We start from the raw sequence: 25,717 nt of genomic DNA, 5'->3' as shown, positions 1-25,717 counted from the left end.
TATCTCTATTTACGGCTAATTAGGAGAGGAGTTTCATCTTTTTTCAGGATTTTCCTGTTTTCAACTGATTTAAGCGGGCTTTTTCAAGTTGGCGCTGGCATGCCGTATACAAAGAACGCCGCCCATCCAGCCGTTCCATCGCAAAGGGGATGTCATGTTTTTTCGCCTGGGCGATGACGTGTGCAGAAGCCGCATGAGATACCCGGCTTGTGACGACGACGATGGCATCGGTCTTTTTGGCAAGACCGGCGATTTTCTTCGCAGATTGAGCATCACCCGACAGATGAATCAGTTCGATTCCAGTTTTTTCGAAAAACGTCCGGTAGACCGGAGCTTGCTGTTCATTTCCGACAATGACGAGCCGCATGCCTTCGAACGATGCAAAATCGAGTGGTTCCTTATCAACGAAGTCAATCGGTTGTCCCGGTAGCGACGTCGTCACAAGCGGTGTCAACGGTTCGGATTTCTTTTCACGAATTCGGCGTGTCTTCCGTTCCTGTTTGACTTTCGACTTGCGTTTCATTTGTTTCAGATAGCGTTCCGATTTTTTGACGGCTGATCCGTGAGTCGGTTCAACTGACGAAGGTCCTGATGTGGTTGGACTGTTCGACGTTTCTAACAGTTGTACCGTCGGTTCTTCATATTGGAACGGATACTTCCAAGCAATCGTCAGTGTTTCCGGACGACCTTTCCACATGACGAGATCGACGAGCTGTCCTTCTTTCAGATGGAAGAATCGCATGTCTTCAACCGGTGTGGCGTAATAAAAGGACTTACCCGTCTCATCCTTTAATGGTCCTTCGACCGTCGATTCAATGATGCCATGATTTTTAACGATACATTTTTCAAAAACGATTCGTTCAGACAGTGGCTTCATCCGGTCAGTCGCGACAACAGCCATCACTTCAAGTGTCGTCCGGCGGGAGTCCTGATGTACGACTTGGACACGGATTTCCATTCCATGTTCAAGGTTCCATTGCCGGATTTCTGTTTCCGAGATATGACTGTTCGGCCATTCCCGTAAAGAACCACCTTTTAATTCACGCACAAACGTATAGGCGTAACGTTGTTCGATGACAAGATTGATCTGTGCAGGAGGAATGACAGATTGTTCGAATGTGACCTCTTCTTCTGGTTCGCTCCACGCGATGTCCGGTTTTGCGGAGGGTGTATAGTAACGCGACATCTGCACCCATTCATCGATTCCCCGGATTTCCTCGAGCAGTAAGTCCCATTCTTCCACCGTTTCGACTACTTTCATTTTACCGGCGACTAACGTCTTCGCCTGTTCTACGATTTGTTGCATCATCTTCGACAACCCCTTTGCTTTTTTTCCAATATAGCAAGGGGCTGTCGGTTAGGTTGCTCAAAAAAAGTACCAGGTTATTTTTTGGATATGGTCAGGATTTTATTTCGATTGACGGATCACCGAGCCGGTATTTTTCGACGGAAACAATCAGAATCGTGATGATGACAAGTAAAAACCAGGACGATAACTTCCCGAAGTCGACCAGCTCCCATCCATCCTGCTGATTCGGATACACCCATCCCTTAAAAAAGGTCACGATGTTTTCCGCCAGCCAGATGAACCAGGCAATCAAGCCAAACGAGAGGGTGAGCGGCATTCGGTAAACCGTTTCATCCAGACGGAAATAGACCCAGGACTTATAAAAGACAAGCGCGACAAGTCCCATCAAAATCCACCGGAAATCAAACAACCAATGATGGGTAAAAAAATTCGCGTACACGAGCAGACCGGTCGCTAGAGCAAACAGAGGCCGGGGAAACTGTGTGATGCGGAGATCAAACCGGCGGAAGGCCTGACAGATGTAACTGGCGACGCTCGCGTACATGAAACCGGCATAAAGCGGCACACCCAACACCTTACTGAAAGCATCTTCCGGATAACTCCAGGATCCGAATTGGACTTTGAATAACTCCAGTCCGAGTCCGATCACATGAAAAATCAAAATCAGCTTAAACTCTTCTTTCGTTTCATAACGCGTGACGAGTAAGACGATTTGAACGATGAGGCACCAGATCAATAGCAAATCGTAACGGGCAATCGGTTCCGCCGGCAGATAACGGGATGCAGCAAGTGCCAGGAAAATCGCGACCGGAAACACACAACAGATGGCCTCAAGATATGTAAAACGAAAAAAATGGCGGATTTTTTGCATGGACGGACCTCCTTTTTATTAGTATACGGATCAGAAGAACGGATTCCCTCCATCTCAAGATGGAAAATATCGGATTCGCTTTAGTTTCTTTCCTCAAACATGGTACAGTTAATGAATCAATTTTATTTTGAAGCGAGGTGTCTCCCATCCATGAAGCAGATCATTCAAACGTCTTGGCTGTTCCGTTCCGTTCTGAAATGGGCATTATTTTTATTCGGTCTTTTTTTACTCGCTGTCGGTTCATCGATGATGATCACGGCACAACTCGGCGTCTCGACTTGGGATGTTCTGCATCTCGGTCTGCAAAATAAAACGCCGTTTTCCGTCGGCACGATTATTCTTCTCGTCGGGCTGTTGTTGGTGTTCGTCAAATACTTGCTCGACCGGATTACACCGCAGGTCGGCACACTCGTCAACGCGATTTTTGTCGGCGTGTTCATGAATCTCGTTCTCGGTTCAGGCCTCCTGCCCTCTTTCTCCTCGCTTTGGCAGAATACACTATGGCTGATTGCCGGCATCTTCATCATCGGGATGGGCGCGGGACTGTACGTCGCTGTCGGCTACGGAGCCGGACCGCGGGACGGACTGACCCTGACGCTCGCCGAGCGGTTCGGTACATCCATCCGGATGATGCGGACGTTCATGGAAATCACCGCTTGCGGGATCGGTTGGTTGCTCGGGGGACCCGTGTTCTTCGGAACGATTTTATCGATTTTCCTGATTGGTCCGTTCCTGCAGTTTTGGTTAGGGCATTTCCGCCGGATGATTGCAGCGATTGATGCCGGTACGATTCCCCGCAAGCAACAAAAAATTAGTTAAGTCGTCTGACTCGATACCATTTCACCTGAAATGGTATCTTTTTTTGTGGATGAAGCATATTAGTTGCGGCATGAAAGCAGACACGTTATATTCGTTTACATATCAATCTTTGATACGTCAAGGATTTTTCGAACGAAGGGAAGGATGTGATGAACTTGAGTATTTCCTGTACTGAAAAAGGACGACTGATTTATGCACTCGTCTCCGTTAATAAGACGATTGCTCAAAAATTCGATCTCTGTACGGACGGCTTCAGCCAAACCCGGATGGACTTATTAGCGCAACTCGAGGTCGACACGACCATCAGTCAAAAAGAGTTGCAACAACGCGTCAATGTTGATAATGCAGCCGTGACACGACATTTAAAACACCTGGAAACGAAGGGCATGATTGAACGTGTCCGTTCCGCAACCGATAACCGTGTCATTCTCGTTTCGTTGACGGCAGAAGGCGCTACACGAATCACCCGGTTACGTCAGCAAAAAGATGAATTCCTCGAACAACTGCTTGAAGGATTCACGGCAGACGAACAGCACCAGCTGGCACAAATGATTCAACGCATTGAAACAAATGCCCTTACCTTACCTAAAACAACTGTTAATTAAAAAGGAGACTTTCAAATGACTACACAAACTGCAACTGACTTCATGGAAATCGTTAAAGGACGCCGCTCGATCCGCAACTACGACACAAACGTCAAAATCTCAAAAGAAGAAATGACACAAATTCTTGAAGAAGCGACGCTTGCTCCGTCTTCTGTCAACATGCAACCGTGGCGTTTCCTCGTCATCGACAGCGAAGAAGGAAAAGCAACACTCGCCCCGCTCGCTAAATTCAACCAGGTACAAGTCGAGACATCATCTGCTGTCATCGCTGTCTTTGGTGACATGAAAGCAATCGATCAACTTGAAAACATCTATGATACAGCCGTTGAAAAAGGACTGATGCCGCAAGAAGTCCGCGATCGTCAAGTACCTGCCATTCAAGGAATGTATGAAAATGTACCGGCAAGTGCACTGAAAGACAGCATTTTGATCGACTCAGGTCTCGTCTCGATGCAATTGATGCTCGTTGCCCGTGCACACGGTTACGATACAAATCCGATTGGCGGTTATGAAAAAGACCAAATCGCTGAAGCGTTCGGCATGGAAAAAAATCGTTACGTACCGGTTATGCTTCTTTCAATTGGGAAAGCCGTCGACGCTGGTTATCCGTCAGTTCGTCTGCCAATCAACGATATCGCAGACTGGAAATAAGCAGTACCCGTATCCATCCAAAAAATAGAGAACAAAGAAAAGGGAGATTATTACTATGACAACTCAAACAACTACAGACTTTATGGAAATCGTTAAAGGACGCCGCTCGATCCGCAACTATGACACAAACGTTAAAATCTCAAAAGAAGAAATGACACAAATTCTTGAAGAAGCAACACTCGCTCCATCTTCTGTCAACATGCAACCGTGGCGTTTCCTCGTCATCGACAGTGCAGAAGGAAAAGCGACGCTTGCTCCACTCGCTAAATTCAACCAAGTGCAAGTCGAGACATCATCTGCTGTCATCGCTGTCTTCGGAGACATGAATGCTGTCGATAGCATCGAAACAATCTACGACATGGCTGTTGAAAAAGGCTTAATGCCGCAAGAAGTCCGCGATCGCCAAGTACCTGCCATCAAAGGTTTCTACAGCCCGGAAGATACAGATACGCTTCGTGACAGCATCCTGATCGACTCAGGTCTCGTCTCGATGCAATTGATGCTCGTCGCCCGTGCACACGGTTACGATACAAACCCGATCGGCGGCTACGAAAAAGATCAAATCGCTGAAGCTTTCGGTATGGATAAAGACCGTTACCTTCCTGTCATGCTCCTTTCAATCGGAAAAGCAGTTGACGCCGGGTACCCATCTGTTCGTCTGCCGATCAACGACATCGCAGACTGGAAATAATCGTTTGAAAGCTCCGGATTCCTACTTCAGGAATCCGGTTTTTTTGTATACTGACAAAAAGGAGCTGATCCAACGATGTATGATGTGACGATTATCGGTGCCGGTGTCGCCGGAATCTTTCTGGCACACGAACTGATGGCACAAGGTCAGACGGTCCTGTTGATTGACGCCGGAAAGTCGCTTGAACAACGGACAACAAAGGAAGCCTATCTCGGCTTTGGCGGGCTCGGAAAATCGGAAGGAAAATACAACTATTCTGCCGGATTCGGTGGTGAACTCGCTGAGAAGCTGGGAACAGAGACGACGCTTCGTCTGATGCAACAAGTGGATGATATCCTTTGCCGTTACGGCGCGAATGAGGTCGATACCTATTCGACCTCCAATCCTGAGCTCGCAGCCCGGGCACGCGCTGTCGGTCTTGATACGATTGAAACGACGGTCCGTCACCTCGGGACCGGCTTATCGGAACGTGTCTTACAGCGCTTTGAAGCCGCCCTTCAGAAGCAGGTCACCTTTCGTTACGAGACGCTCATTGAACGGATTGAAAAACAATCAGATGGATTTCAGCTTACAACGGCCCGCGAAACGTTTTTAAGTCAGCGTGTTGTGTTCGCAACCGGACGTTCCGGTACTGACTGGATGCAGACGCAACTGCGGATGCTTGGACTCACTCAAGACAAAACACGCCTTGATCTCGGGATTCGGATCGAGCTGGAGGAAACCGCCTTCCGGACGCTGTTACAGGACACGTTTGAAACGAAGCTCGCCTATCCCTCAACCGCCGGAACGGCAGTCACGTACTGCATGAATCCAAAAGGACGAATCATCCGCAAACATCAGGAAGGTCTTGTCATGCCGGACGGTCAGAATTTCCGGGAACAAGCGTCCGGAACGACCAACTTGAACTTTACACTGTTTTTACCCCGTTATTTTGCAACACTTGCAGAAGCAAATCAGTTTGCTGCTTCCGTCATCGGACGGATCAATCAGGGAACAGACCGGATTGTCGTGCAACGACTCGGTGATTTGCGTGCAGCCTGTCCTACTTCCTCAACTGATCTTGCCGAAAACAAAATCAGACCGACTTTGGAAGCGACTGCCGGCCACCTGATGGAGGAAGTACCGGAAACCGATATTACCGTTCTGTTGGAATTCCTCAATCGGCTCGAGCTCCTTCTCGAAACACCGCTTTCTCCCGATACGCTGCTGTACGGGATGGACGGAAAGTTTTATGCCCCGGTGCTGTCGACGTCCCGAGTCTTCGAAACAGATACCAATGGGCTCTATGCAATCGGCGATTGCTCCGGCGTGACCCACTCATTGTCGCAAGCAGCTGCGAGCGGACTTTATCTCGGACAACACCTGACACAAAAAACAGCCGTCTTAAGAGAATAAGATCTCTTAAGACGGCTGCTTGCGCTTATTTTTTAAACGCTTCGTATACTTTCAGCTGTTTGCCTTTAACTTTTGTTGTCTTCATCGCCCGCAGGACGAGCGGACCTTTTCCGTTCAGGATTTCCACGTACGTGACCGTATCCTGAATCGTGATGATTCCGATATCCTGCGCAGTCATCCCTTCGATTTTCGCAATCGTTCCGACGAAATCAACGGCACGCAGTTTCTTTTTCTTGCCGCCGTTAAAGTACAGTTTCATGATATCGGCGTTGAGCTGCTCCGTTTTGGAAGCCCGGACATCAGCTGTCGTGATTTTCTCTTCAAACGCATCCGCTGTCCGGATCAATTCCCGCTCAGTCGGTGCTTGGCGTCTTTCAATGGCCTCACCGCGGTACTGTTCGACTTCACGGAGACGACGCATATCCGACTCCGTCACTAAGCTGATGGCTTTTCCGAGTGCTCCGGCACGTCCCGTCCGGCCTGTCCGGTGGACGTAACTTTCTTTTTCAACCGGCATATCGTACTGGATGACGTGTGTGATGTTTTCAATATCAATCCCGCGGGCTGCGACGTCTGTTGCGACGAGGTAACGGAACTCACCGGCCCGGAAGGCCTTCATGACGGCGAGACGCTCGTCCTGTTCCATTCCACCGTGAATTTTTTCGACCGGATAATCCATCGATGCCAGTCCTTGGGCGACGAAATCAACATGTTCTTTTGTCCGGCAGAAAATCATGCACCGGTCCGGGTTTTCAACGACGGTAACGTCTTTGAGAACGGCAAACTTCGTTTTATCCGTGACCTTGATATAGCTGTGTTCGATTTCTGCGATTTCCGTTGCCTTCGTCGTGATTTCGACTTGTTTCGGTGACTGCATGTAACGGTCACTCAACTGATGGATGTCTTGCGGGAACGTCGCTGAGAACAGCATCGTCGTCCGTTGTTTCGGTAATTGTTTTAAAATCGTATCGACTTGATCGAGGAAGCCCATGTTCAGCATTTCGTCCGCCTCGTCAAGGACAAGGTACTTCACTTTTTCAAGCGATAACGTGCCCCGCTCCAAGTGATCAAGCACTCGTCCCGGCGTTCCGACGACGATGTGTGTCTTCTGTTTCAGTTCTGCGACCTGTCCGCGGAACGGTTGTTTCCCGAAGACGGCCGTTGCTTTAATCCGTTTATAACGGCCGATGTTCATGACATCTTCCGTGACTTGCAGGGCCAGCTCGCGCGTCGGCGTCAAAATCAAGGCCTGCGGCTTGTTTTCTTCCCACTCGACGAGTTCGCAAAGGGGAATTCCGAACGATGCCGTCTTCCCGCTGCCGGTCCGTGATTTGACGATGATGTCTTTTTCCGACAAGGCGACCGGGATGACGGCTTGCTGGACATCGGTCGGTGTATGATAACCGAGCTGTTCGATTGCTTCTAGAATCGGTGTACTGAGTTGAAAATCAGTAAATGGTTTTTTGGACATAAGAATACCTCATTTGTTTTTATAGTTTATGTGTTGGTTCGATGAATGGATCAGACGTGACCTCTCATTATGCGCTACTTTCAGCAGGACGTCAAAAGAGCTTCCCGTCAGAGTGACAGGAAGCTCCACTTGCTTATTTTGCTGCGACTGTATCTTTTTTGATTTGTTTACTGCGGAGCTGACCACATGCAGCATCGATATCCGTACCGTGCTCAAGACGGACACCACAGTTGAGACCGTTCTTTTTCAACGTATCGTAGAACGTTGAAATATCTTCTGACGTACTGCGTTGGTATTGACCGTGCTCGTCGACCGGGTTATACGGAATTAAGTTGACATACGTCAAATGACGTTTGTCTTCGAACAATTTCGCAAGCTCGATCGCTTGGGCTTTCTGGTCGTTGACACCACGTAAAAGGATGTACTCGATCGTGATTTTCCGGTTCGTCGTCTTAACGTAGTAATCGATGGCAGGCATCAATTTCTCGAGCGGAATGGCACGGTTGATTTTCATGATTTGTGTCCGGAGTTCGTTGTTTGGCGCGTGTAACGAAATCGCCAGGTTAACTTGAAGTTTTAAATCTGCGAATTTGTAGATTTTATCTGCGAGTCCACTTGTCGATACCGTGATGTGACGCGCACCGATTGCAAGACCGTTGTGATCCTTGATGACGTTCAGGAAATCGACCATGTTGTCAAAGTTATCAAACGGCTCACCGATACCCATGACGACGACGTGGCTGACACGCTCTTCTTTACCGACAGCATCGAGGTGATGCTGAACGTTCATGATTTGCTCGACGATTTCTCCGGCCGAGAGATCACGGCTCTTCTTAATCAAGCCACTTGCGCAGAAGCTACAGCCGATGTTACAGCCGACTTGCGTCGTGACACAGACAGACAGACCGTACTTATGACGCATCAGAACCGTTTCGATCAGGCTGCCGTCATATAATTTGAAGAGGAACTTGATCGTTCCGTCTGCTGATTCTTGTTTAACGGCTTGCGTCATTGAATTAATCGCAAAACTCTGATCTAACAACTCAAGGCAATCCTTGTTGACATTCGTCATTTCTGCGAAAGTAGTGACACGTTTACGATACAACCAATCCCAGACTTGTTTTGCTCGGAACGGTTTGTGACCTTGATGCGATAACCATTCAGTCATCTGCTCAAGTGTTAATCCATAAATGGATGGTTTATTCATTAGTGAGACCTCATTTCTTTTTCCAGAACTATAACATTCCTTTATCTTAGTAAAAATCAGCCGCTTACGCAACGTTCAAATCCTAAATGTTCACTTTCTGTAAATTTTCACGTTCACTTTGGCTTGTTTTCCGGTCCGGTTGTGTCAAATCGACAAACTGCGCTTCCGGAAACTGACAAAGGCACCGAGATGGAATAAGAAACTGATAGTCGCCAACAGCAGGAGATGCAAAAAGAAGTGGTGGGTCCCTTCCAATAGTTGTTGTGTGTTGAACAAACTGAAAATCGATCCGTAACGCATCCATTCCGTTTTTTCACTGAGACCGGATCCGATCGTCAGGACGATCGACAGCACAAGCACACCGCCGGCAATCGAAAAGGCGCGTCGTTCATCATCAAACAGGGTCGCAATGCATAAGGTAAATCCACCGATGGCATACAGCAAGAATAGCGCGTTTACTTGAAAGCGGACGAGCGTCATCCCGTCAATCGAAACTCCGGAAACAAACCAGTCGGCCATCAGTAAAACGAACGTATTACATACTACAAGACATGTACTGGCAAGAAACATGACAATCATCGCTGATGCCGTATATTGATGACGCGTAATCGGCGCTGCCAGATATAAAATCAGTTCACCGTTATCAATCGGCCGTGCCAGCAAACGCGCAGCAAGTGACAATAAAAATAAAGACGCGATGATTTGAAAAATCAGCCCGTAATAATTGCCGCCCAGTAAATCAAGCACATTATCAAAACCGGTGATCTTATCGTACTGGAAAGCTTTCAAGACTTCCGGCGGCAGTGCCTGTAGTTTCGCTTCGAGTAACCCAGTCTTCATCATTGACGGGTAAAGTGCAGCAAGCATCAAGAGATACAGGCTTGTCCCGACCGCATAGGCTGTGATCGGTTTCCCGTTATGCTTGAGTAAAGACCAAACGATCGTCATCATGATGGTTCCTCCTCACTATAATAATGTAAGAAGACGTGTTCTAAATCATCTGCTGAAGTTTGAATCGCCTGGACATCGTATTCGGTTAACAGACGAATGATTTGATTTAATGTCCGTTCGTTGCCCGTAAAAAAGGAAACATGATTCTGAAACCGTTGACTTCCGATCTGAAGCGCAAACTGTTCAGCATGTGCCTCGATCCCAAATTCAATCGTGTACTGTTTTCGGCTCGACCGGACCAACTCATGAATGTCTGCTTCGATGATGATCCGCCCTTCTTTAATCAGCGCTGCCCGGTCACACGATTTTTCCATCTCCGGAAAATGGTGTGAACTCATTAAAATCGCTTTTCCGCGTTGTCGTTCCTTGTCGACCAGACTTAAAAAGCGTTCCTGCATCAACGGATCAAGTCCGCTCGTCGGTTCATCGAGCAGATAAACGGGAGCATCCTTCATGAAACAGCCGACCAATGCCAACTTTTGCTTCATCCCTTTCGACATCTTCCGAATCTTGGTTTTCGTTTCAAAAGGAAACTGCTCGAGTAACTCTGACTGACGTTCCGGTTTACTTTGATGGAGTTGTTGCATTAAATGCAGAATCTGTTCACCCGTAAAATCACCGGGCAGATTAATCTCCCCCGGTAAATAACCGACGATTCGTTTTACTTCCTGAGATTGCTTCCAACAGTCGTATCCACCGATCGTCGCATGACCGGAGTCTGCTTGAATCAATCCCATCAATTGTCGGATCGCCGTTGATTTCCCGGCACCGTTTGGTCCGATAAAACCGAACACCATGCCCGGTTCAACCGTAAAGCTGACATCAAATAAACCTCGTTTCGGCGCAAATTCTTTCGTCACGTGTTGTAAATGAATCATCCGAATCGCCTCACTTTATGGGGTGGTTGCTGTTAGTACCTTATACCCGTTTTGGTACTTCTTGGGACAAATCCACCCGATAAATCACGAATCGTTCGTCGTGATTTTTTTCAAAAAGTTCTTTCAGACGGACTTCTTCCACCTGTTCGAAAATCGTCTGATGTTCGAGATAATACCGGTATTCGTCCGCCGGATAATACAAAATCAAATCCAGCGGGCGGGGACGCCTTTCAACGGATGCCAAGATCTGATCAACGACCTTCATGAAGATTTGAACGGAAAACGGATTAAAGAAGTAACATTTCGTCACGTCATCCGGAATCGGATAGTTTTCCGCATACGTATGTTCAAAACGAATGCTGCCTTGACGTCGCTTCATTTTTTTCATATAAGCCGCTTGATTCCTCAAAGCGTCTTCATAAAACTGTCCGTTCATCTCGACACCGATGACGGAGCAATCAAACCGGTCATGCAGATAAAAGTTCAGCCGTCCTTTTCCACAGCCGAAATCAATGACTGTGTCCGTGTCATCGAAAGGATAGACGGCACACAACTCTTCCAGCGCTGCATAAGGCGTCGGTTCGTACCGGTTATAATGGCTGAACGCATTGTAAAGATGCTGCACATCAATCGTCTCGATACGCAACCGTTCTTCGTACTCTTTTTCATTCATGTTCGATTCCTTCTTTCAAGCATTGTTGGTTTCATCGTACTATACTATGAATGTACACATTTCATTCTATAAGGGGGATAATCCAATGATCGTCGTTACGAATCGGATTAAAGTCAAAAAAGGAATGGCCGCCGCAATGGCACCACGCTTCACCCGTCCAAGCGGTCTCGATACGATGGAAGGATTTGTTCGTGTTGAAGTACTCTTGACGCAAGGACTCGAAGAACATGATGAAATGAACGTCAACATGTACTGGGAAGACATGAAGCATTTTGAAGCCTGGCGCAACAGTGATGACTTCAAAGCTTCCCATAAACGTCCGGAACCAACGGACGGGAAACAGGAAGAATCACCAATGCTCGGCAGTCAAATCATCATCTCTGAAGTCGCTTCTGTCAAAGAACGGACTTCTTAATACTTCATTCTAAAACAGCTTTGTCTCCTATTTCTTTTTGGAGACAAAGCTGTTTTTCATCTCTTGCCCGCGTAACCCCTTACTATATTGATATGGGTTTAAATTGTATGTAATACCATTATTTGTTATCATAAGTCCAATACAGAAAGAGAGAGGACTTATCATGCTAAATTCATTATCCATTTTTGAACAGGCCATTCGAGCTTTGCCGATTGATCGACCACTGACCCGCCAAGATTTATGTGTGGACAGTTTTTTATTACAGCAGGAACAGGATTTATCCGTTTATTACTCCCCGATCGGTGAATATATCAACGCTTCCGCAAAAGTCGTTTTCATCGGGATTACTCCCGGTTTCGAACAGATGCGAATCGCTTATGAAGAAGCGGCTGATGCTTTTCATCATGGCGCGACAATTGAAGAAACGGCAAAGCTCGTCAAATACAGTGCCAGTTTCGCCGGTCCGATGCGCCGTAATTTGACGGCAATGCTCGATGAACTGGAATTAAACCGACTGTTGAAGATTCCTTCAACAGCAACGTTATTTCATACGAATCAGGAACTGTTACACACGACTTCGATTCTGAGACATCCCGTTTTTTACCGTGATAAAAATTATACGGGACATCAACCGAAGATTGACCGGACACCGCTCCTGCAACATTATGCCTATGAGCATTTTGCGGCGGAATTAAATCAGTTACCCCACCCTGTCATTCTCGTACCATTCGGACGCGTCGTCGAATCGACGGTCCGGACATTGCTTCATCAGGGACGAATCAAAAAACATACCGTGTTGTTCGGTTTTCCCCATCCTTCCGGTGCAAACGGACATCGAAAGCGACAGTTTGAAGAAAATAAAGATTATCTGATGAAGCAATTGAATTCTTACTTCAATACTTAACAAACATCCTTAATTTTTTTTCGGGAATGCGATAAAATTTTGTTATGAAAAGAATATGACTATTCTATCGATGAGGTAGAGGCGCGGTGTTAATGAGTATTTGGTCTGAGGATGACAACAAAGACGATCAAAGAAAGGTGAGACCGCCGAAGTATCGTCACGTGTCAGACATGACGATGCTGGTCGAACCGGGAAAGACCCGTTCGATTGCCATACGCGTACTGTATGGAGCACTCCAATTCGGCTAAGAAAGACGCATCCAGCAAGGGTGTCGGCTTTGTTGCCGGTGCCCTTGCTTTTTTCTGTGCAACGGGTCTCATCTTCTAAAAAAGGAGGAGAAACCACAACTATGGTCAATTATTCAGATTCTATCGTCGCACTCGTACCGGCGCTTGTCGCGATCGTTTTAGCGATCGTCACACGCAAAGTCGTCATCTCACTTGGTGTCGGGATTTTGATCGGTGCCTTATTGCTTCATCGCTTTAACCCGATTGATACCGCGGTTTATCTCGGAAAAAATATCTTCAGCCTGTTTTGGGCAGACGGTGCGTTAAATGAATGGAATGTCTTATTACTTGTTTTCTTACTGTTACTCGGTGTCTTGTCGACGCTGATTCAAACGTCCGGAGGTGCTCATGCTTTCGGAGAATGGGCGACGACACACGTCAAAACCGCGCGTGGTGCAAGACTCGCTGCCTTTGGATTAGGTATTCTCATCTTCATCGATGATTACTTCAACAGTCTCGCTGTCGGAAACGTCAGTCGTCCGTTAACGGACCGTCGTGGCGTCTCACGTGCGAAACTGGCGTATATCATCGACTCGACCGCTGCACCGGTCTGTGTCATCAGTCCGTTGTCGAGTTGGGGTGCCTTCATCATCTCAATTATTGCCGGTATCTTAACGACACATTCGATTACGGATTACTCGGCATTCAGTGCCTTCATGATGATTGTGCCGTTAAACTTTTATGCCATCTTCGCTTTGTTACTGACGCTCTATATCGCCTATACGGGAATTGCCGTCGGACCGATGCGGACACACGAATTGCGGGCTCTACAAGGCGAATTGTTTGATGCCAACAAAGGCACACCGATGGGAATGGCGGAGGAAGTCAAGGAACACGACGGCGGAAAAGTCCGCGATCTGGTTGTTCCGATTGTCGTCCTAGTCATCGCAACTGTCACAGCACTCCTTTGGACAGGTGCACAAGCCCTTGCAGCGGACGGCCGATCCTTTACATTAATCGGTGCCTTTGAAGCGACAGACGTGACACGTTCGCTTGTTTCCGGTGTCGTCATTAGTTTAGTCGTAGCATTCTTGATGATGATCGGCCGGAAGATTCCGGCACGCGATTACCGCATCAGCATCTGGGCGGGTATGAAATCGATGTGGCCTGCCGTCGTCATCCTGTTGTTCGCCTGGACGATCATCGCGGTCATCGGCGACATGAAGACCGGGGATTATCTTGCAAGTTTCGTCAGCAAATCGATTCCCGCTTCTTATCTGCCGTTCTTATTGTTCTTGATCGCCAGCATCATGGCATTCTCGACCGGAACGAGTTGGGGTACGTTCGGCATCATGTTACCGATTGGAGCCGATCTGATCATGGCAGTCGATCCGAGTCTGTTGTTGCCGACACTCGCTGCCGTTCTCGCCGGATCTGTCTTTGGCGATCACTGTTCACCGATTTCCGATACGACGATTCTCAGTTCGACCGGTGCCGGTTCACACCATATTGATCACGTGACGACCCAGTTGCCGTACGCTTTGATCGGTGCGGCAGTATCCGCTATCGGTTACCTCATTCTTGGTGTCACCGGTTCGTCCGTATTCGGCTTCATCGGTGCGCTGATCACCTTCGTGATTTTCGTTGTCATGCTGCATGTCCTGTCACGTCGCGGCGAAGTGCCGTCACAACTTCGTTCGGAATAAACGAAGCGTACAATACGATTACTCTATCTAAAAAGCCGGACCCGATGAATTCATCAGGTCCGGCTTTTGGTTGTCATGAAGTGAATATGATGACCGATCAGACCATCAAGGCGCAGACTTCGTTGGCAAAGGCAACCGGATCTTCAATCGGTAACCCTTCCATCAACAACGCCTGTTGATACATCAGATTCGTGTAACGTTCAAATTTCGGACGGTCTTCCGCATACGCTGTCTCAATCGCCCGGAAGACATCATGCGACGTATTCAACTCCAGAATTTTGACCGCTGTGACATCCTGATTATTCGGCATCGCCTTCAGGATTTTTTCCATCTCGATCGATACTGCCCCATCCGTCGCAAAGCAGACCGGATGTGACTTTAAGCGGGTTGAGGCTTTCACTTCTTTAACATGTCCCGCGAGTACTTCCTGCATCGCTTTAAACATTTCGGCTTGTGTTTCTGTCGTTTCCGGCTGCTCTGTCTGTTCGATTCCGAGATCACTGCTCGTGACGGACTTAAATTCTTTTCCGTCATAGTTGAGGAGCATTTGAATCGCAAACTCATCGATTTCTTCCGTGAAGTACAGGATATCAAATCCTTTGTCTTTGACAAGCTCGGATTGCGGCAGTTTATCCAACCGATCCGTGCTTTCACCTGACGCGTAATAGATATACTTCTGTTCTTCCGGCATCGCGACGACGTATTCTGCGAGCGTCACCAGCTTTTTCTCCTTCGCTGAATGGAACAGAACAAGATCTTTCACCGTATCTTTTTGCATGCCGTAGTCGTTGTAGATGCCGAACTTCAGCTGACGACCGAACGCTTGATAAAACGTCTCGTATTTTTCACGGTCATCACGCAGCAACGCTTCGAGTTGTGTCTTGATTTTGCTTTGGATGTTCTTCGCAATCAATTTCAACTGACGGTCGTGTTGCAGCATTTCACGCGAAATGTTGAGCGATAAGTCTTCCGAATCGACCATTCCTTTGACGAAACTGAAGTGATCCGGTAAGAGATCGCTGCATTTTTCCATGATTAAGACGCCGTTCGCATACAGTTCGAGTCCTTTCTCGAACTCTTTCGAATAATAATCAAATGACGGTTGCTCCGGAATGAACAAAATGGACTGATAACGGACGGCTCCGTCGGCACTGATATGAATGTGTTTGATCGGTGCGTCAAATCCGTATCGTTTTTCCTGATAGAAGTTGCGGTAATCTTCATCCGTCAGCTCCCGTTTGTTCTTGCGCCAGATCGGGACCATACTGTTGACCGTCTTCATGACTGTCACTGACTCTGTTTCATCTGCTCCTTCGACCGGACGCTGTTCCGTCTCCTCCATCTCGATCGGATAGCGGATGAAGTCGGAGTATTTCTTGATGATGCTCCGGAGACGGTAAGGTTCTAAGTATTCATCGTAGTTCTCGTCCTCTTCGTTTGCTTTGATGTGAAGGGTGATGTCTGTTCCGACCGTCTCTTTTTCGACCTCTTCGATCGTATAGCCGTCGACACCGTGCGACTCCCACTTGTAGGCGACGTCACTGCCGAACGGTTTCGTCACGACCGTCACTGTATCTGCGACCATAAAGGCGGAATAAAAACCGACACCGAACTGCCCGATGATGTCATGGCCGTCTTTCGATTCATTTTCCGCTTTAAAAGCGAGCGATCCGCTTTTGGCAATCGTTCCGAGGTTTTCTTCGAGCTCGTCTTTTGTCATCCCGATTCCCGTATCGCGCAAAATCAGCTGACGTGTTTCTTTATTCGGTTCAACCGTAATTTTATAGGCATCCTTGTCGAACGTGATCGTCTCGTCCGTCAACGCTTTATAATAAATCTTATCCATGGCGTCACTGGCATTCGAAATCAACTCACGTAAAAAGATTTCCTTATGCGTGTAGATGGAATGAATCATCATTTCGAGCAATCGTTTCGATTCGGCTTTAAATTGTTTCGTTTCCATTTTCGATACCCCCTGTTCATTTTTAGCACTCTATCAACAAGAGTGCTAATTCATTTCCATTATTACGGATACGAAAACGGCTGTCAATCCTCTGCCGGATAGAATGCTTCGAATTTTTCGCGGACATGTTGTCCGATCTCCCGCAGCCCGTTCGTCGAGCCATACGTCCCATGACTTCGTCCATTTTCATCGACACGGCTGCCGAGACCGAGGAACTGTTCGCCCGGTTTAAAATGAAGTCCGATGACAGGCAAATCAAGTCCAGCCGAATACCCGAATTCAACGATAGCATCCGGATAATCGGGTAAAGAGAAGGGATTTTCCCAGACGGTACTTGAATCCAGTTTCCGAAACCGGTCCGTATGCTCCCGGCCGAGTAAAATGATGCCGTGCAAAGAAAACAGCGGCAGTAATTTCATGAAAAAGGTTTGTCCAAAAACGGATTGCTCCAGTTCCTGCCGCATCGAAATCGTCCCCATGTACCGTTTCGTCGGAAGCGGGAAAAAATCGGTATGGATGACAGACTGGAGAGAGGAATCGTACAGTGACGCCCCCAGTCCGTTTAAGAATCCTTCCAGTTTTCCACCCTGCTCCTTTCCGAACCAGGTTTTGTAGACATCTTTTTGTTTAAAGTAGTCATTAAACTTACTGATGCTTTGTTCCAGGTTGTCGTCGGTCAGATACGTCTCCAAAGACATGTCCGGCTCAAGTAAAAAGAACGGTCCCGTCGAATCAAAACGCAAAGTACCGTCTTTGGTTAAAAACTGTCCGGCGGACGGATTCGTCGCGACCGTCAGCCAGCTTTTTTTCGCCGCATTCCCAAACCATAAGACCGGCGTCGTTCCCTCAATCAGTTCCTCTTTCATCCGTCCATTCTTCAACTCGATCTGATGCTGAACGGCTTCGGTTAAGAGTTTTTTTGCTGATTTCCGTTGTTCTGATGTCAGCGTTCTCATTCCTTTCGTGTTGCGCTTTCCTGTTTGAGTTATTCCCGTTCCTTAAAAACGTTAGACAGTTCGATGGGTTTAGCCCGATTGATGCAGGGAATGATTCGTAAGGTAAGCTACACCATCGGATATTATTTTTTAGGAGGAGATTTTTGATGAAACGACTTGAAAACAAAGTGGCCGTCATTACCGGCTCAGCGACAGGAATCGGGCAGGCAACGGCACTTGTCTTTGCCGAGCAGGGAGCGACAGTCGTCTGCGCGGACGTCGAGCTTGAAAAAGCACAAGCAACGGTTGAAAAAATTAAAGAAGCCGGCGGGAAAGCAGAGGCTGTTCATGTCGATGTCTCACAAGTAGACAGCGTGAAGCAACTCGCAGACCATCTACAATCTACATATGGAACGGTTGATGTTCTGTTCAACAATGCCGGGATTGATCAACAGGGCGGGAAGGTGCATGAATACCCGATCGAACTGTTTGATCAAATCATCGCCGTCGATTTACGCGGAACGTTCTTAACGAGTAAATTCGTCATTCCATTGATGCTGAAGAACGGCGGATCCATCATCAATACATCATCGATGTCGGGGCGTGCAGCTGACTTGAACCGTTCCGGCTACAATGCTGCAAAAGGCGGCATTGCCAACTTCACACGGGCGATGGCAATTGATTATGCCCGCGATGGCATCCGCGTCAACTCGCTTTCCCCAGGGACGATTGAAACACCGCTCATCGATACACTCGTCGGTGGAAAAGAAGAACAACAAGGTAAACAGTTCCGCGATGCCAACGCCTGGATTACTCCACTCGGCCGTCTCGGCAAACCGCGTGAGATGGCGACCGTCGCCCTGTTCCTTGCGTCAGATGACAGCTCTTACGTCACCGGTGAAGACATTACGGCCGACGGCGGCATCATGGCGTACACGTGGCCGGGCGAAATGTTAATCGACGACAAATGGAAAACAGATGCTGAATAACGGCTTTGATTTTCTGTTCAGCACGATTCCTGATTCAGGAATCGTGTTTTTTTGTTCATTTTCAAACGGTTTGAGCCTAAGAAATTCGGTGCGCTTAAATGTTTTGGCCATTCGTTCACCTCACGCAACTACCTGAAAACGGGAACAAGACAGTAAAGGAGGAGAAATTATGCTTACAGAACCGATTACTTATTTGCAACGCTGTTTACAAATTCCAAGCACTAATCCACACGACGGGGAAGAGAACGTCGCAACCTATGTCTATGAATTACTGACCTCTCATGGTGTCCAGACAGACTGGATTGAAGTCTCTCCGAAACGGATTTGTCTTGTCGCCACGGTCGAGGCCGGTGCTGCTGCCGTTCATCCGAAAACAATTGGCTTCTCCGGTCATCTCGATACGGTACCGGTTAAAATCAGTGAATGGACAAAAGATCCGTTCGGCGGTGTCATCGAGGACGGACGGATTTACGGACGTGGTGCCTCCGATATGAAGTCCGGTGTCATGGCGATGGTCAGTATGATGATCGAATTAAATCAACGTGATGACTTGCCGAACCGTCTAAAATTGTTGATTACATCCGATGAAGAAAACGGTATGACCGGCGCCCGTCATTTGACAGAACGTGGTGACGCCGATGATTTAGACGCGTTGCTGATTACAGAACCGACGAGCGGTTTTCTCGGTTATTCGCAAAAAGGGGTCGTCGGTGTCGAAGTATCCTGCACCGGAAAAAGTGCGCACAGCTCTTCACCACAGCTCGGTCAAAACGCCATCGATGATTTGTATCGTGTCATCCGTGAAATCAAATCCGGCCGGTTTACGATGACCGATCAAAGTCACCCGGATCTTGGTCCGGTCATCGCTTCCATCACGTCGATTACAGGCGGCGAAGGTCCGAACGTCATTCCGAGTAAAGCCGCGTTTTATATGGACATCCGAACGATTCCGGGATTTGGACGGGAGCAGGTCTTACAGGCACTGGAAGAAGTGAACCAACGTCTGTCTCAACAGGACGATAGCTTTTCGATGGAGGTGACAGTCATTAAGGATATTCCGTCCTGCGAAACAGACCGTGACGATCCGTTCTTACAGATTGTCGCAGATACGATGGAATCCATCCGGCAACAGCCGACAACACGCGTCGCGATTCCGGGCGGAACAGACGGTGCGATGTTCAGTCAGGCGGCCCGAAGCTTTCCGATTGCGGTCGCTTCGTTCCACGATTTCCGGCTGGCACATCAAATCGATGAGTCAATCCCGCTGTCAGAGTATGCGGAAACGATTGAGTTGTGTACGCGTCTTGCGCTGCACTCCTATACCTGAAAAATCCTCCATCTGTTCCCGGACAGATGGAGGATTTCTACATATAAACGCCGATTGAAGCCAGGGCCTGTCCGATATAACTTTGATCAGACGGCAGGACGTGTTTCCTTTCACCAGCAAGACGCCATTTAATCTGGACGTGTCCCAGTCGGTCGTACATCAGCTCAAATGTAAAGTCTCCTTTTTCGAACGAGACGATTCCCGGAAACTGTTCATGTACCTTCCGAAATTCATGCGCAAACCGATCATACTCCGGAAAGCTTACCGTCATCTGATGTACTTTTTCCGCTTGATACCAGACGTCAATTTGTAGAGCAGCGCGTGCCGGGTCGACTTCCATAATGTGCCATGCCAACGTTTCGTCATATCCTGCAAACGGGATGATATGTTTCAACGAAATCACCTCTTTTTGAATGAATGCCTGTTAGACAGGGAATGGTTTTATATCGAATCCGGTATAGTTTGTCCTCTTACGAAAGGAGACTTCCGATGAGTACATCACAAAAGACATTACCGACAGATCAAAGTGTCGATGACTTCTTAAGTCAGATTACACCTGTCACGAAACGAACGGACTGCGAACAGTTACGGCAGATTTTCGAAGAAATGACGGGACAGCCGGCCGTCATGTGGGGAGAAAACATCGTCGGATGTGGACAATACCATTACCGTTACGCGTCCGGTCACGAAGGTGACTCGTTTCTCGTCGGGTTTTCGCCGCGCAAGACAAATATCAGTCTCTATCTTGCGACAGGTGTCGAACGGGATCAGTATCTCGCGCGACTCGGCAAACACAAGAGCGGAAAAAGCTGTGTCTATATCACTAAACTAGCAGATATCGATCTGCTTGTCCTAAGGGAACTGATTGTCCATTCCGTCGCTTTTCTGGAAACGACGTATCCAAAATCCTGAGACCACTAAAAAAACGTCCCTTCTTCCGCTGATTTAGCGAAAGAAAGGACGTTTCGTTTACTGTTTCAATTAATGCCCGCTGTCTGCTGTGTCGAGCTGTCTGCTGTGTCGATGTGACGAATGTGTTTGAGATTGACCCCGATGATGACGACAGACAGTAAGACAAACGCGCTACCGACATAAAACGGCAGGTTGGCATTATAGATTTCAGCCAATTTACCGGCCATGAATGGCGCGATGGCTGCCCCGAGAAAACGTAAGAAACTGTATGCAGCGGATGCCGTCGAACGTTCGACCGGTGCTGCATCCATCACTGCCGTCGTAATCAACGTATTGTTATTCCCGAGCACTGCCCCGGCAAGAATAACACAGACGATGACGACAGCTGGTGTTTCGGTAAAGATCCCCATTAATAACAATAAGACGGCGAACAAGAGCAGCATCAGTACCATTGCTTTAATTGTGCCGAGCCATTGTTTTAATTTTGGTGCTGTTAACACGGATGTTAATGCAAGCAACATTCCCCAACCGAGAAAGACGAAGCCGAGTCCTTTTGCCGGTAATTTCATGACGAACGGTGCATAGGCCATGATCGTGAAGAATCCGACATTATATAAGGCGGCGACGATTCCGAGCGTCAGTAAAGACCGGTGTTTCATGGCCTGGAACGGTGCAATCAACGAAATCTTTTTCGCCGGTGTTGCAGTTGCGACCGGTTTTGGCATCAGGAATAACAAGACGAGGAACGCGATGACCATGATCGTCGCTACACCCATGAAAGGGGCACGCCATGTGATCGAACCAAGTGTTCCACCGAGCAGTGGACCGATTGAAATCCCGAGACCGACTGCCGCTTCATATAAGATGATCGCTTTCGCCGTTCCGCCGGATGACAGCGAGACGATTGCTGCAAGTGCTGTTGCAACGAACAGTGCATTCCCGAGTCCCCAACCGCCGCGTAACGCGACGAGTGTCCAGATGCTGTCGGCTTGTGATGCAAAACCGGCCACCGTAGCGATGACGGCAATCCCGAGCATCAATGTTCCTTTTTGACCGATCCGCGAAGAAATCGCACCGGTGATCAGCATCGCAAACGCCATGACGGCGTTATAGCTTGTAAATAAGAGCGTGACTTCACTTTTTGAGGCTTCGAGGTTTTCGGCAATCGTCGGTAAAACCGGGTTGACGAGCCCCATTCCCATGAATGCCGTGATACTGGCAAAAAATACCGCCCAAACAGCAATCGGTTGATGCAGTAAACCGTGTTTACTTTCCGCTAAGACTGTTTCAGGCGCAAGTGTTGTTGTTTTTTCAGCAAGTGCCATATGAATCCTTCTTTCTTAAATAAACTGTTTAAAGGAGTGACGGATGACGTCACCGCGACTGATGATTCCGACGAGCTTGCCGTCTTTGAGAATCGGTAATTTTTTAATTCGTTTTGCGCCGAGTGTCGCCGCAATTTCTTCCATTTCCGTTTCTGTCGTAGCTGTCACGACTTTCCGGCGTGCCATCTCCATGACCGGTCGCGTCAAGATGTGACGGACCCGTTCTTCGTAATTTTCGTCATCACCTTTGATGACATCGACATATAAAAACGTATCGACAATGATGTCTTTATGTTTGCCGATCGCCCGCATGATATCGCCGTCGCTGATATAGCCGACGACTTCCTGTTGATCGTTGACGACCGGAACCCCACTGATGCCGGACGTGATAAAACGTTCCACCACCGTGCGGATCGTATCCTGTTCGTTGACGGTAATGACTGTTTCTTTCATCGATTGATAAGCTTTCATCGGAATTCTCCTTCATCAGACGCTGTAATAGAATAAGTTCATCTCAATAAGTTTCACGATACAATTAAATAACATTTATGATTGTATAATACAACTATACCCCTGTCAAGAAGCCTGCCTTGGATTGACAGAGGACAGCTCGTGCGTAATGATGAGGGCAATGAATGCTAATGAGAGGTGACAACATGTCGAATCAATCCCTGGAAACAATCGAACTGGAACTGGCGATTCTCATTCGCCGTTTAACGACGGCAACGGCGGATAATCGGAACTTGGACCGTGCTTCCTATTTACTCTTGCGCCAGTTATCCGACTCCGGTCAAGTCGGTGTCAAAACCCTTGCCCGTGAGTTGCAACTTGATGTCTCGACCGTCAGCCGGCAAGCTGCTGCGCTCGATCAGAAAAAATTAGTCGAAAAAATAAAAGACCCGACAGACGGCCGTGCCTTCTTTTACAACATCACCGATTACGGTCAACAGGAGCTCGAGATTTACCGGACAGCCCGTCTGACGAGCATCGAACGGTTGTTAACCAACTGGCCGGATGAGGATACCGAGTCATTTGGCCGATTGCTGAAACAGTTTAATCAGGCATTACGGGAACGGTGAACTCCTTAGAATATGAAACAGAGGACGGATTTACATCCGCCCTCTGTTTTTTTGTTGCACTAGTTGTCGTCAGGTATTGTCGCCTGTTAACTGATCGTTACCTTTTGTTGAATCCGTTCGATTTGCTCCGGCGTCGTCCGGCAACACCCGCCAATCAACCGGGCACCTGCTGCATACCATTCCGGGGCAATGTCTTCAAACGCTGTACACACTGCTTCACCGGACCAGGTTTTGCTGACCGGATCATACTGTTCACCGGAATTCGGATAAACGATAATCGGGACATCTGTCAGTTGTTTCAACGCTGTGATGAAATCCGTCGCAATCGATGCCGGAAAACAGTTGGCACCGACCGCTGCCAGTTGCGGATGATCTCCTAACGCTTCGATACATTCGCTCAACGGTGTCCCTTCACTGATGTGTGTTGCGTCACGCAGGGAAAAGGCAAGCCAGGCCGACTGTTCCGGAAACTCCTCAAGCAGTCGGAACAGTACTTTCGCTTCCTGCAAGGACGGAATCGTCTCAAATGCTAACACGTCCGCCCCTGCTTCAATTAACGCTTCGAGCCGCGGACGATGGAATGCTTCGAGCTGTGCATCGTCGACTCCGTAATGACCGACATATTCAGATCCGTCCGATAAGTAGGCACCATAAGGACCAATTGATCCTGCAATCAGAGCGTGAGCCGCAGCCTGTCCGGTTTCCGCACGCGCCTGTTGTGCCAGATATACGGTTTGTTTGATCAGTTCAACCGCTTCATCCTCTTTAATTCCCCGACTGCCGAATCCGGTCACGCTTGCCTGATAACTAGCGGTGATGGCGCAATCTGCTCCAATCTTAAAATAATCCGCATGGACCCGGTGAATCTGTTCCGGTTCTTCAAGCAATACCCGTGCCGACCACAGCGGGTCGTCGAGATTACTCCCGTGACGTTCGAGTTCCGTTGCCAGTGCTCCGTCCAATAAAATATAAGGCTGTTTTTTTAATAGTTGCTCAACTGGATTGTTGTTCTTTGACATCTTCCTCACTCCGTTTCCATGATGTTTTAGTCAGATGATGAACGATGTAGCAGACCGCGATAAAAGGAACACCAAAATAAAGGGCAACCCGTTGCGTCGGATCAAAGGCGATTCCGATCAAAGAAGCCAGACACATCAAAAAGGATAAAATCGGTACAAACGGATACCAGGGCGTCCGGTAGACCAAATCGCTGACATCCTTTCCTTCTTGCAGATACCGTTTGCGGAACATGAACTGTGAGGCACTGATGCTCATCCAGACGACGACGACGGCCAGTCCCGAGATCGAGACAAGGGCAATGTAGACAGAATCCGGTGCATAGATGCTCGAAAACAGGGCCAGCAGACCACCGATCATACTGAAGAGAACGGCACGTGTCGGCACTCCGTTCGCATTTAATTTAGAAAAGAACGGCGTAATCATCCGTTGATCGGATAAAGACCAGAGCATCCGTGAGGCGGCATAAAGACCTGAGTTCGCTGCCGATAAAATCGCTGTCAGGATAACGAAGTTCATGATGTCTGCTGCAAACGGGAGACCGATCCGTTCGAACACGGCAACGAATGGACTTTCGAGTACTCCTTTTGAGTCGTTTGGTAAAAGAATCGCGAGCACAATGATCGTTCCGACAAAAAATAACACAAGCCGGAAGACGGTCGTTCGAATGGCCAGCGGTACCGTTCGTTTCGGATCAACGGCTTCACCTGCCGCAATCCCGATCAACTCTGTTCCGGAATAGGCAAAGTTGACGGCGAGCATGGTCATCAGAATGGCGAATGCTCCGTTTGGAAACAGTCCACCCTCCGTCAAAGGAGCAAGCAACGGAGCCTGCGATCCATCAGCAAGCGGTAAAAATCCGACAATGGCCGCTGTTCCCAGGACGATGAACACTAAAATCGTCAGCACCTTAACGGCGGAAAACCAAAATTCGACTTCTGCGAACAACCGAACCGTCAAGACGTTAATCCCTAAAATCATGACGACAAATAACGCGCTGAACAGCCAGACCGGAACGTCCGGAAACCAGCGTTGCATCAATAAACCGGCTGCCGTAAACTCTGAACCGAGCGCAACTGTCCATGTCAGCCAGTAGAGCCAGGCGACGGTATACCCTGTTCCGGACCCAAGATATTTTGTCGCGTAACTGTGAAAGGCACCGGTTTCCGGCATATGTACGCTTAACTCTCCTAAACAGAGCATGACGAGATAGACGGCCAGAGCTCCGACCAAGTACGATAAAATCGTTCCGACACGCCCCGCCTGCTCCAGCGTATAACCTGTACTTAAAAATAATCCCGTCCCGATGACACCGCCAAGTGACAGCATGACGATATGCCGGGATTCCATTTTCCGACGAAACGTTCCTTCTTTCATTGCTCCTCCACACTCCTCTT

At 48.2% G+C, this 25,717-nt stretch carries 26 protein-coding genes and 1 riboswitch; of the genes, 12 read left to right on the top strand and 14 right to left on the bottom strand.

All coding sequences use genetic code 11. From position 1 onward, the window contains the following. Positions 1 to 43: 43 nt before the first annotated feature. Both N7U64_RS10200 and N7U64_RS10195 read right to left on the bottom strand, forming a co-directional pair. Positions 44 to 1,309: a DUF2325 domain-containing protein gene (locus N7U64_RS10200; protein WP_318929718.1), complete on the bottom strand. Its 1,266-nt coding sequence runs from the start codon at positions 1,307 to 1,309 to the stop codon at positions 44 to 46. 91 nt (positions 1,310 to 1,400) lie between these two features. Beyond that, entirely contained in the window at positions 1,401 to 2,180 is a 780-nt protein-coding gene (locus tag N7U64_RS10195; RefSeq protein WP_012371828.1) for a DUF817 domain-containing protein, read from the bottom strand. A 150-nt stretch (positions 2,181 to 2,330) separates the two neighbouring features. Here N7U64_RS10195 and N7U64_RS10190 point away from each other — a divergent pair, with 150 nt between their 5' ends. The 5 genes from N7U64_RS10190 to N7U64_RS10170 all read left to right on the top strand — a co-directional run bounded on the left by N7U64_RS10190 (position 2,331) and on the right by N7U64_RS10170 (position 6,341). Next, positions 2,331 to 2,999 (top strand): membrane protein, encoded by a 669-nt coding sequence (locus N7U64_RS10190; protein WP_318929717.1) that lies wholly within the window; start codon positions 2,331 to 2,333, stop codon positions 2,997 to 2,999. A 149-nt stretch (positions 3,000 to 3,148) separates the two neighbouring features. Further along, positions 3,149 to 3,604, top strand: coding sequence for a MarR family winged helix-turn-helix transcriptional regulator (locus N7U64_RS10185; protein WP_290828028.1), 456 nt, complete (start codon positions 3,149 to 3,151; stop codon positions 3,602 to 3,604). Between the two features lie 15 nt (positions 3,605 to 3,619). Continuing rightward, the gene (locus N7U64_RS10180; RefSeq protein ID WP_318929716.1) at positions 3,620 to 4,255 is read left to right on the top strand and encodes a nitroreductase family protein; all 636 of its coding nucleotides are present in this window, start codon (positions 3,620 to 3,622) and stop codon (positions 4,253 to 4,255) included. A 55-nt stretch (positions 4,256 to 4,310) separates the two neighbouring features. Beyond that, positions 4,311 to 4,946, top strand: coding sequence for a nitroreductase family protein (locus N7U64_RS10175; protein ID WP_318929715.1), 636 nt, complete (start codon positions 4,311 to 4,313; stop codon positions 4,944 to 4,946). A 75-nt stretch (positions 4,947 to 5,021) separates the two neighbouring features. After that, on the top strand, positions 5,022 to 6,341 hold the full coding sequence (locus tag N7U64_RS10170; protein ID WP_318929714.1) for an NAD(P)/FAD-dependent oxidoreductase: 1,320 nt from the start codon (positions 5,022 to 5,024) through the stop codon (positions 6,339 to 6,341). Between the two features lie 25 nt (positions 6,342 to 6,366). Here N7U64_RS10170 and N7U64_RS10165 read toward each other — a convergent pair whose 3' ends face one another. From N7U64_RS10165 to N7U64_RS10145, 5 genes are all read right to left on the bottom strand, one after another. Continuing rightward, entirely contained in the window at positions 6,367 to 7,812 is a 1,446-nt protein-coding gene (locus N7U64_RS10165) for a DEAD/DEAH box helicase (protein WP_012371834.1), read from the bottom strand. A gap of 133 nt (positions 7,813 to 7,945) precedes the next feature. Next, the gene (rlmN, locus tag N7U64_RS10160; RefSeq protein ID WP_290828021.1) at positions 7,946 to 9,019 is read right to left on the bottom strand and encodes a 23S rRNA (adenine(2503)-C(2))-methyltransferase RlmN; all 1,074 of its coding nucleotides are present in this window, start codon (positions 9,017 to 9,019) and stop codon (positions 7,946 to 7,948) included. Between the two features lie 144 nt (positions 9,020 to 9,163). Then, on the bottom strand, positions 9,164 to 9,970 hold the full coding sequence (locus tag N7U64_RS10155) for an ABC transporter permease subunit (protein WP_318929713.1): 807 nt from the start codon (positions 9,968 to 9,970) through the stop codon (positions 9,164 to 9,166). Beyond that, positions 9,967 to 10,848 carry an ABC transporter ATP-binding protein gene (locus tag N7U64_RS10150; RefSeq protein WP_318929712.1) on the bottom strand — a complete coding sequence of 294 codons (882 nt, stop codon included), beginning with the start codon at positions 10,846 to 10,848 and terminating at the stop codon, positions 9,967 to 9,969. The genes N7U64_RS10155 and N7U64_RS10150 overlap by 4 nt, the downstream gene beginning before the upstream one ends. A gap of 40 nt (positions 10,849 to 10,888) precedes the next feature. After that, a complete protein-coding gene (locus N7U64_RS10145; protein ID WP_318929711.1) occupies positions 10,889 to 11,521 on the bottom strand; it encodes a methyltransferase in 633 nt (210 codons plus the stop codon). Positions 11,522 to 11,606: 85 nt separating this feature from the next. On the opposite strand from N7U64_RS10145, the gene N7U64_RS10140 reads away from it, so the two are divergent. The 3 genes from N7U64_RS10140 to N7U64_RS10130 all read left to right on the top strand — a co-directional run bounded on the left by N7U64_RS10140 (position 11,607) and on the right by N7U64_RS10130 (position 14,773). Beyond that, positions 11,607 to 11,936, top strand: coding sequence for a heme oxygenase (locus N7U64_RS10140; RefSeq protein ID WP_290828014.1), 330 nt, complete (start codon positions 11,607 to 11,609; stop codon positions 11,934 to 11,936). A 163-nt stretch (positions 11,937 to 12,099) separates the two neighbouring features. Continuing rightward, positions 12,100 to 12,840, top strand: a complete 741-nt coding sequence (locus N7U64_RS10135; RefSeq protein WP_318929710.1) for a uracil-DNA glycosylase family protein — start codon at positions 12,100 to 12,102, stop codon at positions 12,838 to 12,840. A gap of 68 nt (positions 12,841 to 12,908) precedes the next feature. Continuing rightward, positions 12,909 to 13,084: riboswitch (Lysine riboswitch) on the top strand. A 105-nt stretch (positions 13,085 to 13,189) separates the two neighbouring features. Then, entirely contained in the window at positions 13,190 to 14,773 is a 1,584-nt protein-coding gene (locus N7U64_RS10130) for a Na+/H+ antiporter NhaC family protein (RefSeq protein WP_318929709.1), read from the top strand. A gap of 97 nt (positions 14,774 to 14,870) precedes the next feature. Here the strand turns inward: N7U64_RS10130 and htpG are convergent, their stop codons facing one another. Together htpG and N7U64_RS10120 are read right to left on the bottom strand one after the other, a co-directional pair. Further along, the gene (htpG, locus tag N7U64_RS10125; protein WP_318929708.1) at positions 14,871 to 16,736 is read right to left on the bottom strand and encodes a molecular chaperone HtpG; all 1,866 of its coding nucleotides are present in this window, start codon (positions 16,734 to 16,736) and stop codon (positions 14,871 to 14,873) included. A gap of 83 nt (positions 16,737 to 16,819) precedes the next feature. Further along, positions 16,820 to 17,692 (bottom strand): hypothetical protein, encoded by an 873-nt coding sequence (locus N7U64_RS10120; RefSeq protein ID WP_318929707.1) that lies wholly within the window; start codon positions 17,690 to 17,692, stop codon positions 16,820 to 16,822. A 146-nt stretch (positions 17,693 to 17,838) separates the two neighbouring features. Between N7U64_RS10120 and N7U64_RS10115 the strand changes: the two genes are divergently transcribed. Both N7U64_RS10115 and N7U64_RS10110 read left to right on the top strand, forming a co-directional pair. Further along, entirely contained in the window at positions 17,839 to 18,660 is an 822-nt protein-coding gene (locus tag N7U64_RS10115) for an SDR family oxidoreductase (RefSeq protein WP_318929706.1), read from the top strand. A gap of 169 nt (positions 18,661 to 18,829) precedes the next feature. Continuing rightward, positions 18,830 to 19,987, top strand: coding sequence for an ArgE/DapE family deacylase (locus N7U64_RS10110; RefSeq protein WP_318929705.1), 1,158 nt, complete (start codon positions 18,830 to 18,832; stop codon positions 19,985 to 19,987). Between the two features lie 37 nt (positions 19,988 to 20,024). Here N7U64_RS10110 and N7U64_RS10105 read toward each other — a convergent pair whose 3' ends face one another. Then, positions 20,025 to 20,390 (bottom strand): hypothetical protein, encoded by a 366-nt coding sequence (locus N7U64_RS10105; RefSeq protein ID WP_318929704.1) that lies wholly within the window; start codon positions 20,388 to 20,390, stop codon positions 20,025 to 20,027. 86 nt (positions 20,391 to 20,476) lie between these two features. On the opposite strand from N7U64_RS10105, the gene N7U64_RS10100 reads away from it, so the two are divergent. Continuing rightward, positions 20,477 to 20,899, top strand: coding sequence for a DUF1801 domain-containing protein (locus N7U64_RS10100; RefSeq protein ID WP_318929703.1), 423 nt, complete (start codon positions 20,477 to 20,479; stop codon positions 20,897 to 20,899). Between the two features lie 65 nt (positions 20,900 to 20,964). Here N7U64_RS10100 and N7U64_RS10095 read toward each other — a convergent pair whose 3' ends face one another. Next, positions 20,965 to 22,224, bottom strand: a complete 1,260-nt coding sequence (locus tag N7U64_RS10095; protein WP_318929702.1) for an MFS transporter — start codon at positions 22,222 to 22,224, stop codon at positions 20,965 to 20,967. Positions 22,225 to 22,239: 15 nt separating this feature from the next. Further along, positions 22,240 to 22,695: a CBS domain-containing protein gene (locus tag N7U64_RS10090; protein WP_131973548.1), complete on the bottom strand. Its 456-nt coding sequence runs from the start codon at positions 22,693 to 22,695 to the stop codon at positions 22,240 to 22,242. 185 nt (positions 22,696 to 22,880) lie between these two features. On the opposite strand from N7U64_RS10090, the gene N7U64_RS10085 reads away from it, so the two are divergent. After that, positions 22,881 to 23,303: a MarR family winged helix-turn-helix transcriptional regulator gene (locus N7U64_RS10085; protein WP_318929701.1), complete on the top strand. Its 423-nt coding sequence runs from the start codon at positions 22,881 to 22,883 to the stop codon at positions 23,301 to 23,303. Between the two features lie 86 nt (positions 23,304 to 23,389). Here N7U64_RS10085 and mmuM read toward each other — a convergent pair whose 3' ends face one another. Both mmuM and mmuP read right to left on the bottom strand, forming a co-directional pair. Next, complete coding sequence (gene mmuM / locus N7U64_RS10080) at positions 23,390 to 24,322, bottom strand: homocysteine S-methyltransferase (protein ID WP_318929700.1); 933 nt, start codon at positions 24,320 to 24,322, stop codon at positions 23,390 to 23,392. Then, positions 24,297 to 25,697, bottom strand: coding sequence for an S-methylmethionine permease (gene mmuP / locus N7U64_RS10075; RefSeq protein ID WP_318929699.1), 1,401 nt, complete (start codon positions 25,695 to 25,697; stop codon positions 24,297 to 24,299). Before mmuP ends, mmuM begins: the two co-directional genes overlap by 26 nt. Positions 25,698 to 25,717 lie beyond the last annotated feature (20 nt).

Source organism: Exiguobacterium sp. K1 (genome assembly GCF_033721435.1).
Taxonomy (GTDB): Bacteria; Bacillota; Bacilli; order Exiguobacteriales; family Exiguobacteriaceae; genus Exiguobacterium_A; species Exiguobacterium_A artemiae.
This window is presented reverse-complemented; position numbering and strand designations above follow the sequence as displayed.